This window comes from Paenibacillus sp. GSMTC-2017, from assembly GCF_016019935.1.
Lineage (GTDB): Bacteria > Bacillota > Bacilli > Paenibacillales > Paenibacillaceae > Pristimantibacillus.
This window is the reverse complement of record NZ_JAECMT010000007.1, coordinates 169881-186070: the sequence shown is the minus strand read 5'-3', so window position 1 is coordinate 186070 and position 16190 is coordinate 169881. Positions and strand designations below refer to the sequence as shown.

Here is a 16190-nt window from a genome sequence, read left to right as displayed (position 1 = left end):
CAGGTTAACCCGATTTTCTAGGGTTAACCTGCCCCGCGTGCACAAAAAAGGTGCTGTCTCATAAGTAGATTTCTCTACTTATGAGATAGCACCTTTTCCTTTTCAACTAGCAAAGTCCTACCCTATCTACTACGCTCCAAATACTCTGTTACCCATGCAGCCGTTTCTGCAAGAGCCGCATCCGCTCGGCCAATAGCACCTTCAACTTGTACTTTTGCTGTACCGCCATATACATTACGTGCGTTCACGACCTGCTCAGGCTGAAGCACTGCGTAGATACGATCGTCGAACAAGCTTGAAAACTTCTTGAATTCTTCAATTGTCAAATCGAGCAAAAACTTGTTTTGTTCGATACAATAGAGCACCGTCTTGCCGATAACCTCATGCGCTTGACGGAAAGGCAATCCTTTGCCAACGAGGAAATCTGCAATGTCTGTTGCGTTGGAGAAATCTTGGTTAACAGCTTGACGCATACGATCCTTGTTCACTTTCATCGTCGCAATCATTGGCGCGAACAACTGAAGAGCACCTTGTAGCGTCTTCACCGTGTCGAACATACCTTCTTTATCCTCTTGCATATCTTTGTTGTACGCAAGCGGCAATGACTTAAGCACTGTCAGCAAACCAACGAGATTGCCGTATACACGTCCCGTTTTGCCTCGAACAAGCTCTGGAACATCGGGGTTTTTCTTCTGCGGCATAATGCTGCTGCCTGTGCAGAATGCATCATCGAGCTCCACGAAGTGGAACTCTGTGCTTGACCACAATATAAGTTCCTCACTAAGGCGTGACAGATGCATCATAATGATGGAAGCATGCGATAGAAACTCCAAAATAAAATCGCGATCACTAACTGCATCAAGACTATTTTCGTATACGCGATCGAATTTCAGTTCTCTCGCCACGAAGTGGCGATCGATTGGGAAGGTTGTTCCTGCAAGCGCCCCTGCGCCAAGCGGAAGTACGTTAATACGTTTGTAGCTATCTTGAAGACGCTCAATATCACGTCCGAACATCGAAACATAAGCCATCAAATGATGTGCGAATAGAATCGGCTGTGCACGTTGAAGATGCGTATAACCAGGCACAATAGTGTCTATGTTTGCTTTTGCCTGCTCAACTAGAGCCGATTGAAGCTTATACAACATGTCCACAAATTCTACGACACGTTTACGCAGCCACAAGTGCATATCTGTCGCCACTTGATCGTTACGGCTACGTCCGGTATGCAGCTTACCGCCAACAGATCCTACATCATCAATTAGTGTTTTTTCGATATTCATATGAATATCTTCATCACCGATCGAAAACTCGATGTCATCACGTTTGATGCGTTGAAGAACGCGGTGAAGACCGTCTTTGATCTTCTCCACATCATCCGCAGGCAAGATACCTTGTCTTCCTAACATCGTTACGTGCGCCAGACTTCCTTGAATATCTTCTTCAGCTAACTCTTTGTCGAACATAATGGATGCTGTATATTCTTCAACCAACTGATCTGTCTGTTTCGTAAAACGACCGCCCCATAGTTTACTCATCGTAATTAAGCACTCCCTTCCGGATGCAAGGGAACGGAAGCCCTACCGCGCGAGCGATGCGAGCTTCCGTCCTTAACCGGTTATTAGTTTTTACTTTGTTCTACGCCAGAGGATACTTTCAATCTAAGTGCGTTTAGACGAATAAAGCCTGTCGCATCGCCTTGATCGTAAGCTTTCGACGGATCTGCTTCCATCGTCGCGATATCTGGATTGTACAAGCTCACAGGGCTCTGTACGCCAGCGCCGATAACATTACCTTTATACAGCTTCAAACGAACGACACCTGTCACGTTTTTCTGCGACTCCGTTACAAGCGCTTGAAGTGCTAGACGCTCTGGTGCAAACCAGAAACCGTTATATACTAACTGACTATATTTCGCAATTAGTGAATCACGAAGATGCATCACTTCACGATCCATCGTTAAAGATTCCATCTTACGATGAGCGGTAAACAGGATCGTTCCGCCCGGAGTTTCATACACGCCGCGACTCTTCATACCAACGAAGCGATTTTCTACCATATCTACACGGCCGATGCCATGTTTGCCGCCGAGCTCATTTAGACGCTCCATTACTGCCAATGGGCTAAGCGATTCGCCGTTCACAGCTGTACAATCACCTTGCTCAAAAGTTAGCTCTACATATTCGGATTGATCTGGAGCGCGCTCTGGAGATACGCTAAGTACGTACATCTCTTCATTTTCTTCCGAGCTTGGATCAAACCACGGGTCTTCAAGCATACCGCTCTCAAAGCTGATATGAAGCAAGTTGCGATCAGTAGAATAAGGTTTAGCAGCAGATGCAGTAACCGGTATGCCATGTTTTTCAGCATATGCGATCATTTCTGCACGGCCCGGGAACTGCTCACGGAAAGCTTCTAGACGCCAAGGAGCAATTACACCGATCTCAGGTGCAAGTGCAGCAGCCGTTAGTTCGAAACGAACCTGGTCATTTCCTTTACCCGTTGCGCCATGTGCGATTGCCGTTGCGCCTTCAGCGCGAGCAATGTCGACCATACGTTTAGCGATTAGAGGACGAGCGATGGAAGTACCAAGAAGGTATTGTCCTTCATACATCGTACCTGCTTGGAACATGGGATAGATAAAGTCTTTTGCGAACTCATCACGTAGATCGTCGATATAAACCTTTGAAGCTCCTGTAGCAAGAGCTTTTGCCTCAAGCCCATCAAGCTCATCCTTTTGTCCGATATCTGCCGTGAACGCAATAATTTCAGCGTCGTATGTTTCTTTCAACCATTTTAAAATGACCGATGTATCCAAACCGCCGGAATAGGCCAACACGATTTTTTCCTTAGCCATAGTCTCTCTAACTCCCCTTCAAACGTATAATGTAAGTTATAAATTAAGACATAATTGCTGCCATGATCGCTTTTTGCGCATGGAGACGATTTTCTGCCTGATCAAATATGATAGAATGAGCGCCGTCGATAACACTTTCGCTAACTTCTTCACCGCGATGTGCCGGAAGACAATGCATAAATTGAAAGTCCTTTTTCGCATATTTCACAAGCTCGTCATTGATCTGGAAGTTGGCAAAAGCAACCTCGCGTTCCTTCTGCTCTGCTTCCTGACCCATACTCGCCCATACATCCGTATAAATAATATCTGCATCAGCGATAGCTTCCTTCGGATCATGAGTAACAACGAGGCGTGAGCCTGTTTCTGCTGCATTCGCTTTTGTTTGCACGATAATATCGGAATCCGGCTCATAACCTTCCGGTGTCGCGATAGACATATGCATACCTAGCTTAGCTGCGCCCATCATTAGGGAGTGAGCCATGTTGTTGCCATCCCCGACATAAGCAATCTTTAAGCCCTCTAGGCGACCTTTTTTCTCAACAATCGTTTGGAAGTCAGCAAGCGCCTGGCAAGGATGCGATAAGTCAGTCAAACCATTTATAACAGGAATCGTAGCACCTCTTGCAAGCTCAACCACTTTGCGATGTGCGAACGTACGAATCATAATTCCGTCCAAGTAACGGGACAATGTTTGTGCTGTATCCCAAATCGTTTCTCCACGGCCTATCTGTAGATCGTTTCCGCTTAGAAACAACCCTTGACCACCTAGTTGATACATTCCGACTTCAAAAGAAACGCGCGTGCGCGTCGACGATTTTTCAAAAATCATGCCTAACGTTTTACCCTTCAAAATATGATGGGTTTCGCCAGCTTTTTGTTTCTTCTTCAAATCTATCGCCAAGTTGATTAGGTAGTGCAATTCCTCTGGCTTGAAATCAACGAGCATAAGGAAATCGCGACCTTTTAAACTATGGGCTAACTCTTCGTTTACGACTTGCATGTGTATTTCCTCCTTCTTTACGAAGCTTCAAGAAGCTCCGCTAATATCGTTACAGCTTCATCTATCTCTTCTTTCGTTACTAACAAATTCGGTAATAGTCGTATCACGTTCGGACCAGCCGTAATGACGAGCAATCCACGCTTTTGAGCCGCAGTTACAATACTTGCTACCGGTCCGTCACATTCGATTCCGACGATTAAACCAAGTCCTCTAACATCTTGAACTTTATTAACACCAGCCAACTTCTCACGAAGCTGTGACATCAGATAGTCGCCTTGTTCAGCCGCTCGTGCAGACAGTTTATCACCTACAATAGTTTCAATTGTTGCTTTTACAGCCGCTGTCGCAATCGGTGTTCCACCGAATGTTGAACCATGGCTCCCAGCTGTAAAACCTTCACGAAGTCTCTCCTTCGCAACCATTGCACCTACTGGGAACCCGCTTCCGAGTCCTTTCGCAAGTGTAAATATATCTGGTTCAATGCCGAAATGCTCATAAGCGAACAGCTTACCTGTACGACCCATACCTGTCTGAATTTCATCTACGATAAGCAGAATACCTTCCTTCTGACAAAGCTCAGCAAGTGCCTTCACATATGTTCCATCGACAGGGTATACGCCACCTTCAGCCTGAACCATCTCTAACATAATTGCCGCAGTTTTGTCGCTGACCGCTGCTTCGACTGCTGAAATATCATTTAATAGTATCGTCGTAAAACCTTCCGGCAAAGGTGCATAACCTTCCTTCACTTTTGCTTGACCAGTAGCAGTCAACGTCGCAAGTGTACGCCCATGGAAGGACTGTTCGAATGTAATGATCTCGTATCGACCGTTTCCTTGCGCTACTTGTTGATAGCGGCGAGCAAGCTTTATCGCAGCTTCGTTTGCTTCTGCTCCCGAGTTACAGAAAAACACAGCATCACCACAGCTATTATCTGTCAGTAGCTTAGCAGCTTCAGCTTGGTTCGGAATTTGGAATAGGTTGGATACATGCCACAGCTCATCTAGCTGCTTAACAAGTGCTTCTTTGATCGCTTTAGGTGCATGGCCCAAATTTGTAACAGCGATCCCGCTAACGAAATCGAGATATCGATTTCCAGCATCATCCCAAAGCCAGCTACCTTCACCCTTCACAAGCGTAATAGGAAAACGTGCATATGTAGGAAACAACGCTTCCGCAGCTGCCGCCGTAATCGTCTCACTCATCCTTAATTCACCCGCCCTTCATTCGATTGCATGATGCTTGTGCCAACTCCGCCTTCACGCACCGCCCGTGTAAGTACACCCGCTTCTTGTCCACTTACGATAACAACCTCACGTACACGGCCTTGAATACATTGAATTGCTGCACGAACCTTTGGAATCATGCCGCCATATATTTCACCGCTTACGATCATCTCTTCGATCTCAGCTACCGTCACTGTAGAGAGTACTTTCTTCACTCCATCCACCGTCTTCAAAATACCAGGAACATCCGTCACCACAATCATCCGATCGGCGCCCAAATGGGACGCAACTGCTCCTGCCGCGGTATCCGCGTTAATGTTGTAACGTTGACCTTCTCCATCAATACCAATTGGTGCGATAACCGGAATGTAGCCCATTCCCATAACGCCCTCGATAATAAAAGCATTTACATCCGTTACATCGCCAACAAATCCGATCTCTGAAGCGTTAGCTACTGGCTGAGCGGTAATAAGACCACCGTCTACACCTGACAAGCCGAGCGCCTGTGCACCGTTCATCCCGATTTTGCGAACGATTTCTTTATTAATACGGCCCGCAAGCACCATCTCAACGACATTAAGAACATCATCATTCGTCTTACGTAGTCCATTTACAAATTCCGTTTCAATGCCTAGCTTTGTTAGCGTTTCTGATATGGCAGGACCTCCGCCATGTACGATGACAGGCTTCACTCCAGACTGCTGCAACTCACGCAGCTCATCGAAAAAGCTGTTCGGCAGCGCTGCTAGTGTGCTGCCGCCACATTTCATAACAAACCGCTGTTCCATCATTATGCTCCCCGCCTCCACCCTGCAGCTCTAAGTTCGATAAGCCGCATTAATGCGGACATAGTCATACGTAAGGTCACAGCCCCAAGCTGTAGCTACTCCATCTTCCATATGAAGATCTACATGGATAACGACCGTATCCCCCTTCAAATACTCCAAAGCAATTTCTTCATCAAACGCAACTGGACGCGATTGCTCTAACGTCATAATGTCGCCAAGACGAATGTCTACCGTATCCGGATTAACCGGTTCGCCTGCACGGCCTACTGCCGCAATAATCCGGCCCCAGTTTGCGTCCGCTCCGAACACAGCTGACTTCACAAGGGAAGAGCCAATAACTGTCTTCGCAATAGCTTGAGCAGATTCATCACTTACTGCTCCGCGTACTTGTACTTCGACGAGCTTAGTTGCACCTTCACCATCTCTAGCAATGGCTTTCGCTAGATATTCACATACAAATGTAAGTGCCGCAGCAAATGCCGAGTAATCTTCATGCTGAGCCGTCAGCTCCGCATTCCCTGCCAAACCACTCGCCATCGCAACAAGCATGTCATTTGTACTTGTATCACCATCTACCGTAATCATATTAAAAGTTAAGTCTGTTGCCTGACGAAGCAACGTTTGCAGTGACTGACTGCCGATATTTGCATCCGTCGTAACAAAACCTAACATAGTCGCCATATTAGGATGAATCATGCCAGAACCTTTTGCAGCACCTGCCACGTACACACGCTTACCGTTCAGTTCCAACTCCACACAAACCATCTTTTGCACCAAATCAGTTGTCAGAATCGCTTGGCAGAAACCTTCTGCGCCTTGCAAGCCACCATCTAACTGCAGAGGCAAACCTTCAATACCGCGGCGCACTTTATCCATCTTTAAGTTTTCGCCAATTACACCTGTTGAAGCTACAGCAACTTGATCAGCAGAAACACCAATCGCTTCAGCAAAACGTGAACGCATCTCATAAGCGTCAGCTTCACCTTGTTTGCCTGTACAAGCATTAGCGTTACCGCTATTAACGAGTACGGCACGCAATATTCCGTTTGCTGCAATACTTTCTTTCGTTACTTGCAGCGGAGCTGCTTGAAACACATTCGTTGTATATACGCCTGCTGCTGTTGCAGGCACTTCACATACTATCGCACCAAGATCATAACGAGTTGTTTTCTTAAGGCCACAGTGCAAGCCTCCAGCCAAAAATCCTTGTGGTGTTGTTATCGAGCCGTCAGCAACGACCGAGAACAGAGTTTCCTTGTTGATCTGTCCCATCGTACATCGTTTCCCCTTCTATTAAACAAATATAATTACGGATAGACAGGAACAAATTGCAAACCAGACGTCTCGTCCCAACCCATCATTAGATTTAAGTTTTGAATCGCTTGACCTGCAGCACCTTTAACTAGGTTGTCGATGACAGATATAATCGTTACCCGATTCGTACGTTCATCAACAGAAAAGCCGATATCGCAATAGTTAGAGCCCCATACTTCCTTCGTCGCAGGCAATTGGCCTTCTGGACGAATACGGACAAATTTACGCCCTTCGTAGAAACTTTTATATAAATCTATGAATTGTTTAGTAGAGTATTTCCCATCGACGCTAGCATAAATCGTAGACATGATGCCGCGTGTCATCGGAACTAAATGTGTTGTAAATGTTATTACAACCGGACTGCCCGCAACATCAGAAAGTACCATCTCAATTTCTGGAACATGCTGATGCGTATTCACTTTGTACGCTTTAAAGTTTTCATTTAGCTCAGAATAATGTGTGGCAAGTGAAGCTCCTCTGCCTGCTCCAGATTGACCGGTTTTAGCATCAATGATGATTGTTGCCGGATTAATAAAGCCCGCTTTGACTGCTGGTACTAAACCTAGTAATGTAGCTGTCGGATAACAGCCTGGATTGGAAACAAAGTCAACATCACGAACGTTATCGCCATAAATTTCAGAAAGACCGAAGACTGCCTGCTCCAAATATTGCTCATCTGCCGCAGGTTTCTTGTACCATTGCTCATAAAGCGATGGTGATTTTAGACGGAAGTCGCCTGATAAATCAATTAATTTAAGACCTGCGTTTAGGAAATCAGGCGCTAACTTAGCAGCTACGCCAGGAGGCGTCGCCAAAAATACAACATCTGCCTTAGCTTTGATTGCTGCCGGATCAACATCATCGAGCAATTGCTCTTGAATACCTGCTAAATGAGGATAACCCTCTGTTATTGGTGTTCCTGCGTTTGAAGATGATATAACGGAAGTTACTTCCACAAGCGGATGCGAAGCTAATAACCTAATCAATTCCACACCACCATAGCCGGTTGAACCGACGATGGCTACTCCAATCTTTGTGCTCATCATTAATCTCCCCTGTCATAAGCCGACACCAAAGGCCGTTACTAAATGAACTGCCGAAACACCACAACGTCCTGCTTCTCCCCATCGTCGCAGCTTTTGTTACATGTGTGACAACTTGAATGCTAATGCTCTCCACATGAATAATACTGAATATGTAACTACCCTCAAGGAAAGGGTAAATATGGATATTGTCTACAACTTCTTATTGTACAGTAATAAACGTTCGATGAAAATATCGGATTGCTCTGTATTATTATACAGTCGCACTAATATTAATACAATGCACTTTTTGACTTTTTTTCATGCTATTTTGTGGCTTATACGTTCATATTTAAGCGTGTTATCAGTGCTCTAGCTTGAAACCATGTCCTAGTACTTCCGCTGTATTGCTTATAATAACAAATGCATTGCCATCAATAGAGCGAACAAGCTGCTTTAACTTATATACTTCATTTTGTCCGACAACGACCATTAGCACTGTTCTGCCTTCACCTGTAAAGCCGCCATGCCCGTCAAGTCTCGTTAACCCCCGATCCAAGTCATGAAGGATCGCTTCTGCAACTTCTTCCGTATGATCGCTAATGATGAATGCAACCTTGGATAGCTGCAAACCATTTTCCACAAAATCGATCGTCTTGCTTGTTACGAATAACCCTATCAATGCATATAACGAAACTTCTGGTGAAAACACAAAACCAGCCGCAATAATAACGCCCCCATCGAAAACAACAACAGCTAAGCTGTATGGAATTCCCGTAAGTCTATGTAAAAGTTGTGCAGCCAAGTCTAATCCACCCGTTGAGCCTCCGCCTCTAAATACAAGACCAAGACCCAGTCCTACCCCGATTCCTCCGTAAATGGAAGCAAGTAGCGGATTTTCCGTTGGAATTGGAACATTTGCCGTCAACAACACGATGAAAGGAAGCAACACTGTTCCTAATGCCGTTTTAGCTCCAAACTTTTTCCCTAGTATAATCACTCCTGCTATGAATAAAGGAATATTAAGTGCCCACTGCGTCAAAGCTGGCATAATGCCGAGCACCTTTTGGATCAAAATCGATATTCCCGATACTCCTCCTGACGCTATCCCATTCGGAACCAAAAACATATTGAAACTGAGTGCCACAATAACTGAACCTAGCAGCACCAGGAGCAAATTCCACACTGCTCTCGCTTTCGGATCTTTTGGCTTGATGCTGTCTCTACGTTTGACCTTAACCTCTGCCACTTTACCCATCTCCCTTTTCTCAAAAAGAAGAGTTCCACACTAAAACAGTGTCGGAACTCTCCTCAAAACAATGTACAACTAGATGTTGTACGTATTTAATCTACCTACATTCATCGCACGAATAACTAGTCATGGCGGATTTGGTTTCTTAAATAACCATTGATAAATGCATCTATATCGCCGTCCATGACAGCACCGACATTACCTGTTTCTACCGATGTACGATGATCTTTCACCATGCTGTATGGGTGGAATACATACGAGCGAATTTGGCTGCCCCATGCGATATCCGATTGGACGCCGCGAATTTCCGCTAGCTGCTTCAACTGCTCCTCAATCTTCCGCTCATACAGCTTAGATCTGAGTGTCTTCATGGCGCGTTCACGGTTTGCGATCTGCGAACGTTCCTGCTGACAAGCAACGATAATACCTGATGGAATATGTGTAATCCGAATCGCTGATTCCGTCTTATTGACGTGCTGGCCACCAGCGCCGCTTGCGCGGTACGTGTCGACCTTTAAGTCCTCGGAACGAATCTCAATTTCGATATTATCATCAATCTCCGGCATTACATCACAAGAAGCGAATGACGTATGGCGCCTGCCAGCGGAATCGAATGGTGAAATACGTACTAAACGATGTACACCCTTCTCCGCTTTCAGATAGCCATATGCGTTATAACCTTTTACGAGTATCGTAACACTCTTAATGCCCGCCTCATCGCCATCTTGATAATCAAGTATTTCAACTTTGAAGCCACGTTTCTCGGCCCACCTTGTATACATACGGTAGAGCATAAGCCCCCAGTCTTGCGACTCCGTACCACCTGCGCCGGGATGAAGCTCGACGATCGCATTAAGACGATCGTAAGGCTGGTTCAGCAATAGCTGTAACTCAAAGTCTCCAATCTTACCAAGCAGCGATTTTACTCCGCTAGTGAGCTCCGCTTCAAGTGACTCGTCTTCTTCTTCCTCAGCGAGCTCCAACATCATTCCAAGCTCTTCATGCTCATCGTTTAGTCGGTCATACTGCTCAACAACCGACTTCACCGCATTCAACTCCGAAATGACGCCTTGTGCACGTTCATTGTCATCCCAAAAGTCGGGGTATGACATTTTCTCTTCAAGATTAGCAATGATCTCTAGCTTAATATCTAAGTCAAAGAGACCCCCTAAGTTCTTGGAGACGCTTCGCCATTTCACGCAAATCCTGTTTCACTGTAACATCTAACATGGCTATCGCTTCACCTCAACCTATTGTTACTTACCGTGGCACTGCTTATATTTTTTGCCGCTGCCGCATGGACAAGGATCATTACGACCAGCACGATCATCACGTTTAGCTGGACGTTTCTCTTGAGCTTCGCCACCGCCGCTTGTTGACGTCGTTTGTCCCTTCACAACTTCTTGACGCTCCAAGTTGCTTTCGACGCGTGCTTTCATAATATATTTGGAAACTTCTTCTTGAATACTCTCGATCATTTCTTTAAACATCTCGAAACCTTCGAATTGATATTCACGAAGTGGGTCCGTACCGCCGTATGCACGTAAATGGATACCTTGACGCAATTGATCCATTGCATCGATGTGGTCCATCCACTTGCTGTCTACTGCACGAAGTACAACAACCTTCTCGAACTCACGCATCGTTTCCTCACCAAGCTGCTCTTCACGCTCATCATAGTATGCAACAACTTTGTTAGTAAGAAGCTCCTTAATTTCTTCCTTTTCCTTACCCCATAGATCATCCTTCGTAATAGAACCTTCTTCAAGGAACGTTGCGTGAACATAGTCCACAATCGCTTGTAGATCCCACTCTTCCGGAATATCTTCCGCGCAATGAACATCAACGATACGCTCTAATACAGGCGTGATCATCTCCATAACTTCACTACGAATATCCGCAGATTCGAGTACAGCACGACGTTGCTTATAAATAACTTCACGCTGCTGGTTCATCACATCATCATATTGAAGAACGACTTTACGTGTATCAAAGTTGCTACCCTCTACACGTTTCTGTGCAGATTCTACAGCTCTTGAAATCATGCGACTTTCAATCGGTTGGTCTTCATCAAGACCAAGACGATCCATCATAACCATAATGTTTTCAGCACCGAAACGACGCATTAACTCATCTTCAAGTGATAGGTAGAATTGGGATGATCCAGGGTCACCTTGACGTCCCGCACGACCACGAAGCTGATTATCAATCCGACGGCTCTCATGTCGCTCTGTACCAATAATGTGTAGGCCGCCAATACCTGGTACTTGCTCACCTAACAAGATATCCGTACCACGACCAGCCATATTCGTTGCAATCGTAACCGATCCATACTGACCTGCACGAGAAATAATTTCTGCCTCTTCTGCATGGAACTTTGCGTTCAATACTTTATGAGTAACGCCTCTGCGCTTAAGCATATCGGAAAGTTTTTCTGAGTTCTCGATAGAAATCGTACCAACTAGAATAGGCTGATTGTTAGCATGACGGTTTACAATCTCTTCTACAACTGCCTTGAACTTGCCGTTTTCGCTCTTATAAACGATATCAGGCATATCCTTCCGAATCAGCAACCGGTTCGTCGGCACTTGAATAACATCAAGACCGTAAATACGACGGAACTCTTCTTCCTCTGTCTTCGCAGTACCTGTCATACCAGCTAACTTGCGATACATACGGAAGTAGTTCTGGAACGTGATCGTAGCAAGAGTCATGCTCTCATTTTGTACCTTAAGCTGTTCTTTTGCTTCAATCGCTTGATGCAACCCGTCACTATAACGGCGACCAGACATTAGACGGCCGGTAAATTCGTCGACAATGACAACTTCGTCTTCTTCCACAACGTAGTCAACGTCACGTTTCATAATGAAGATAGCTTTGAGCGCTTGTTGAATATGATGGTTGATCAAAACGTTAGCATGATCAAATAGATTTTCTATACTGAAAGCACGTTCAGCTTTCTCTACACCCGCTTCTGTCAAAATAACGCTGCGGAGCTTTATATCTATAGTGAAATCTTCTACATCCTTCAGACGACCTACAAAACGATCCGCCGCATGATATAGCTCTGTAGATTTAGCTGCTTGTCCAGAAATGATAAGTGGTGTACGCGCTTCATCGACTAGAATGGAGTCAACCTCATCAATGATTGCGTAATAGAGCGGACGTTGTACCATCTGCTCTTTGTACAGCACCATATTGTCACGCAAATAGTCAAAGCCAAACTCATTGTTTGTACCATACGTAATATCACAAGCGTAGGCTTCTTGCTTCTCTGAATGTGACAAACCATGCAGATTGCAGCCTACAGTCATACCAAGGAAGTTGTACAATTGCCCCATTACTTCACTATCCCGCTGTGCTAGATAGTTATTAACCGTAACAACGTGTACACCCTTGCCAAGTAGAGCATTTAGGTATACCGATAATGTAGCCACAAGTGTCTTACCTTCACCTGTCTTCATCTCGGAAATCTTACCATTATGCAATACCATTCCACCAAGCAATTGGACATCAAAGTGTCTCATGCCAAGTGTACGTTTCGATGCTTCACGAACCGTTGCAAATGCTTCAGGCAATAGAGCATCCAGCTCTTCACCTTTCTCTATGCGAGCTTTAAACTCATCTGTCTTTGCACGTAATTGTTCATCAGACAATGCTGTGAATTTGGACTCCATGCTATTGATTTCTTCTACTGTGCGCATGAGTCTTTTTACTTCTTTCTCATTCGCATCTCCGAATATTTTTTTTACCAGTCCGAGCATGGTATTCCCCTCTTTCGGTAATAGGTCTATTTGTTTTAAATTGTAACAGTTTGTAGAGTCTGTCGCAATGTATGTCCCTTAGGGGAAAAGAAAAGCCCACCTCCGTCATAATGGAGGCAGGCTGCTATACTCGTATGTTTCTTCCATAATGGATGTTAGTTTTGTTCGATTAACCCGTACTTCCCGTCGCTTCGTTTATATACGACGTTTACTTCCTTATTGTCTACGTTAGCAAATACGAAGAAATTATGGCCAATTAGATTCATCTGTAAGATTGCTTCTTCAACATCCATCGGCTTGAGCGTGAAACGCTTCGTCCGAACGAGTTCGAGATCATCTTCCTCCTCCAAAACGCCTACTGCGGAGCCTGATTCACGGAACAAGGCTCTCACTCCGCTGCCCTGTCTGAATTTACGATTCACTTTCGTCTTATGTTTACGAATTTGTCTCTCAAGTTTATCCACGACCAAGTCTATGGATGCATACATGTCCGCGCTCTTCTCTTCAGCTCTGAGCATAACACCAGTGAGCGGGATCGTGACCTCTACCGTGTGCTGACCTTTCGTAACGGATAGAGTAACATTTATTTCGGAGGTGATTGGTACTTCAAAATATTTTTCCAATCGGCTGAGTTTCTTTTCGACGTAGTCTCTCAAAGCATCTGTTACCTGAAAGTGTTGACCTCGAACGTTGTAATTCATGGGGCACTCCTCCTTTGCTTGTTCTTATTATAGCATATGCAGGTGCCCAGATCAAAATAGTTTTTTATCTATTTAGAATTTTCAGATAATAGTTGGCAACTATGTGACAAGCTGTAAATATAGAATACTAGACTACCCACCAAAATAGATTATCGCACAAAAAAAGCTCCGGTTTCCCGGAGCTTTGTAATAGGCACTGTCAATTGCACCATCTATAATGTGGCTAATGATAGCCGGATGATTACAGTTTGACTACGTTTGCAGCTTGTGGACCGCGTGCGCCTTCTACAATGTCGAACTCAACCGATTGGCCTTCTTCAAGAGTCTTGAAGCCTTCGGATTGAATTGCGGAGAAGTGAACAAATACGTCGCCGCCTTGCTCAGTTTCAATAAATCCATAACCTTTTTCTGCGTTAAACCATTTTACTTTACCTTGCATGTGCAAACATTCCCTTCATCTTCAAATGCTGTGAGGCGTCGTTTCAATCGGGCCCACAATTTGACTATAACACCGCAATAATGGAATTGTCAAACAATTTGTTGTAAGCGAATACATCGTTGGTACTACTGCGATTCGACAATATTTCAGCTAAAAATACAAAAAAATTAAATGGTTTTTTTTGTTTAATTGATTACAATTATTGCCTTAAATCGCTGTGCATTAAAGATATTATTTGCCCAACAATTGTTTGTTTTATTACATTGAATCGTTCCAATATCGCTTCTTACTACAATATGATCCCATGACACATTTTGCTATTGCGATAAATTAATTCATGATTTTCTACCGGTACACATTCCTGTTTTCTACCGAGTGATTTCCTGCTTCCGCCACCATTCGATCGTTTCTATTAGTCCCTCTTTCAATGAGTATGATGGCTTCCAACCTACAAGGTTAGTCATTTTCTTCATATCTGCTAGTATGATCGGGGGTTCACCCTCAGGTGAGCGAATCGCATTTAATCTAACCAGATCTGGTTTTTTCATAAGTTCGCCTATTTCGTTTACGATATCCTTTAATAGATAGGGTATGCCTGACGCTACATTTATTGGGCCGTTTAAATCGCTCTCTAGTAGTGCTACAAGAGCAGATGCCACATCTTTTACATACATATAATCACGAATTTGTTTGCCATGTGAGCAATCTGCTGTGACACCCTGCATGAGTGATTGAATAACAGAAGGAACTAGACGAGAAGGATGCTCGTGTGGACCATACATATAAAACAACCTTGCCCACGATACGGATATTGCATGTGTTTGAGCGTATACGCTGAGCATATGTTGCAAAGCGTTTTTACATGAGCCATACATTGTCGTATACGCTAGGGCAGAGTCGTCTTCTCTACAAATCCCTGCATTCAAATCATATTCCGCACATGTACCAACAGCTACTATTCTCCCTCCTCCTGCTGCGCAAAATAGATCAACTAGCGAGAGAGTAGCTTTTACCCATTGAAAGTTTGTTGCAGAGTTCCAATATAAGCCTGGTGTAGTATCCCATGCCAAATGAAGTAAATGTGTTGGAGCTTCAAGCTGATCGAACAGTGCCGTAATCTGCCTCTCATCTAGCAAATTCACTTCAAACCATGTCACCCGTTCGCTATTTTGCTTGTTCCCAATATGAGATGTCAGAGCATAAACGTGATACTCTGAATGCTGCAACAACTCCATCACTTGTTTACCAACAAACCCATTAGCACCTGTAACAATAATTTTTTTCATCCTACAAAACCGCTGTATCCGAGATCCTTATCCGATATGATGCGATCTTTCTCATGTGGCCATCTTATTCCAAAGATAGGATCGTCCCATCTTATACCATAAGATGCTTCAGGATGAAAAAACTGTCCCATATGATAGAACACCTCTGTACGGTCAATTAATGTCTGGAAACCATGGGCAAAACCTTCCGGAATAAAAATCATCGCACCGTTATCTTCCGTTAGGTCAACACCTATCCATTGCTTATAGGTAGGAGAATCGACCCTTAAATCAATAACGACATCATAGATTGCGCCTCTTGTGCATCGCACTAGTTTACTTTCTTCATAAGGATACGATTGATAGTGCATCCCTCTGAGAGTTCCCTTACGCTCATTAAACGACACATTGCATTGAACAAATGAAGAGTGGAGTCCATGCGTTGCAAACTCTTTTGAGCACCAACTGCGCGCAAAAAAACCTCTATCGTCCAAAATCGGTTCTAGTTCTACAATAAAACAGCCTTTTAATTTCGTTTCAGTAAACTTCAACCTACAACCTC

The 16190-nt window shown here is 44.4% G+C and carries 14 protein-coding genes; all 14 read right to left on the bottom strand.

Annotation, left to right across the window (positions count from 1 at the left end; translation table 11 throughout):
* Window positions 1-122: 122 nt before the first annotated feature.
* The 14 genes from argH to rfbC all read right to left on the bottom strand — a co-directional run bounded on the left by argH (window position 123) and on the right by rfbC (window position 16179).
* Window positions 123-1538 (bottom strand): argininosuccinate lyase, encoded by a 1416-nt coding sequence (gene argH / locus I6N90_RS22900; protein ID WP_197938076.1) that lies wholly within the window; start codon window positions 1536-1538, stop codon window positions 123-125.
* A gap of 83 nt (window positions 1539-1621) precedes the next feature.
* Window positions 1622-2857 carry an argininosuccinate synthase gene (locus tag I6N90_RS22895; protein ID WP_197938075.1) on the bottom strand — a complete coding sequence of 412 codons (1236 nt, stop codon included), beginning with the start codon at window positions 2855-2857 and terminating at the stop codon, window positions 1622-1624.
* A 43-nt stretch (window positions 2858-2900) separates the two neighbouring features.
* Entirely contained in the window at window positions 2901-3857 is a 957-nt protein-coding gene (argF, locus tag I6N90_RS22890) for an ornithine carbamoyltransferase (protein WP_197938074.1), read from the bottom strand.
* 17 nt (window positions 3858-3874) lie between these two features.
* On the bottom strand, window positions 3875-5062 hold the full coding sequence (locus I6N90_RS22885) for an acetylornithine transaminase (RefSeq protein WP_197938073.1): 1188 nt from the start codon (window positions 5060-5062) through the stop codon (window positions 3875-3877).
* A 2-nt stretch (window positions 5063-5064) separates the two neighbouring features.
* Window positions 5065-5871, bottom strand: coding sequence for an acetylglutamate kinase (argB, locus tag I6N90_RS22880; RefSeq protein ID WP_197938072.1), 807 nt, complete (start codon window positions 5869-5871; stop codon window positions 5065-5067).
* Window positions 5872-5901: 30 nt separating this feature from the next.
* On the bottom strand, window positions 5902-7143 hold the full coding sequence (argJ, locus tag I6N90_RS22875; protein WP_197938071.1) for a bifunctional ornithine acetyltransferase/N-acetylglutamate synthase: 1242 nt from the start codon (window positions 7141-7143) through the stop codon (window positions 5902-5904).
* 35 nt (window positions 7144-7178) lie between these two features.
* A complete protein-coding gene (gene argC / locus I6N90_RS22870; protein WP_232243284.1) occupies window positions 7179-8228 on the bottom strand; it encodes an N-acetyl-gamma-glutamyl-phosphate reductase in 1050 nt (349 codons plus the stop codon).
* Window positions 8229-8571: 343 nt separating this feature from the next.
* Complete coding sequence (locus I6N90_RS22865) at window positions 8572-9465, bottom strand: YitT family protein (RefSeq protein ID WP_197938070.1); 894 nt, start codon at window positions 9463-9465, stop codon at window positions 8572-8574.
* 116 nt (window positions 9466-9581) lie between these two features.
* A protein-coding gene (gene prfB, locus I6N90_RS22860) for a peptide chain release factor 2 (RefSeq protein ID WP_197938069.1) occupies window positions 9582-10689 on the bottom strand; the annotation gives its coding sequence in 2 pieces (ribosomal slippage) (window positions 9582-10616 and window positions 10618-10689; 1107 coding nt in all).
* 26 nt (window positions 10690-10715) lie between these two features.
* A complete protein-coding gene (secA, locus tag I6N90_RS22855) occupies window positions 10716-13223 on the bottom strand; it encodes a preprotein translocase subunit SecA (RefSeq protein WP_197938068.1) in 2508 nt (835 codons plus the stop codon).
* A gap of 155 nt (window positions 13224-13378) precedes the next feature.
* The gene (hpf, locus tag I6N90_RS22850) at window positions 13379-13924 is read right to left on the bottom strand and encodes a ribosome hibernation-promoting factor, HPF/YfiA family (protein ID WP_197938067.1); all 546 of its coding nucleotides are present in this window, start codon (window positions 13922-13924) and stop codon (window positions 13379-13381) included.
* 241 nt (window positions 13925-14165) lie between these two features.
* Window positions 14166-14363, bottom strand: coding sequence for a cold-shock protein (locus I6N90_RS22845; RefSeq protein ID WP_028599014.1), 198 nt, complete (start codon window positions 14361-14363; stop codon window positions 14166-14168).
* Between the two features lie 368 nt (window positions 14364-14731).
* Entirely contained in the window at window positions 14732-15649 is a 918-nt protein-coding gene (locus I6N90_RS22840) for an NAD-dependent epimerase/dehydratase family protein (protein ID WP_197938066.1), read from the bottom strand.
* Window positions 15646-16179: a dTDP-4-dehydrorhamnose 3,5-epimerase gene (rfbC, locus tag I6N90_RS22835; protein WP_197938065.1), complete on the bottom strand. Its 534-nt coding sequence runs from the start codon at window positions 16177-16179 to the stop codon at window positions 15646-15648. The genes I6N90_RS22840 and rfbC overlap by 4 nt, the downstream gene beginning before the upstream one ends.
* Window positions 16180-16190: the final 11 nt, after the last annotated feature.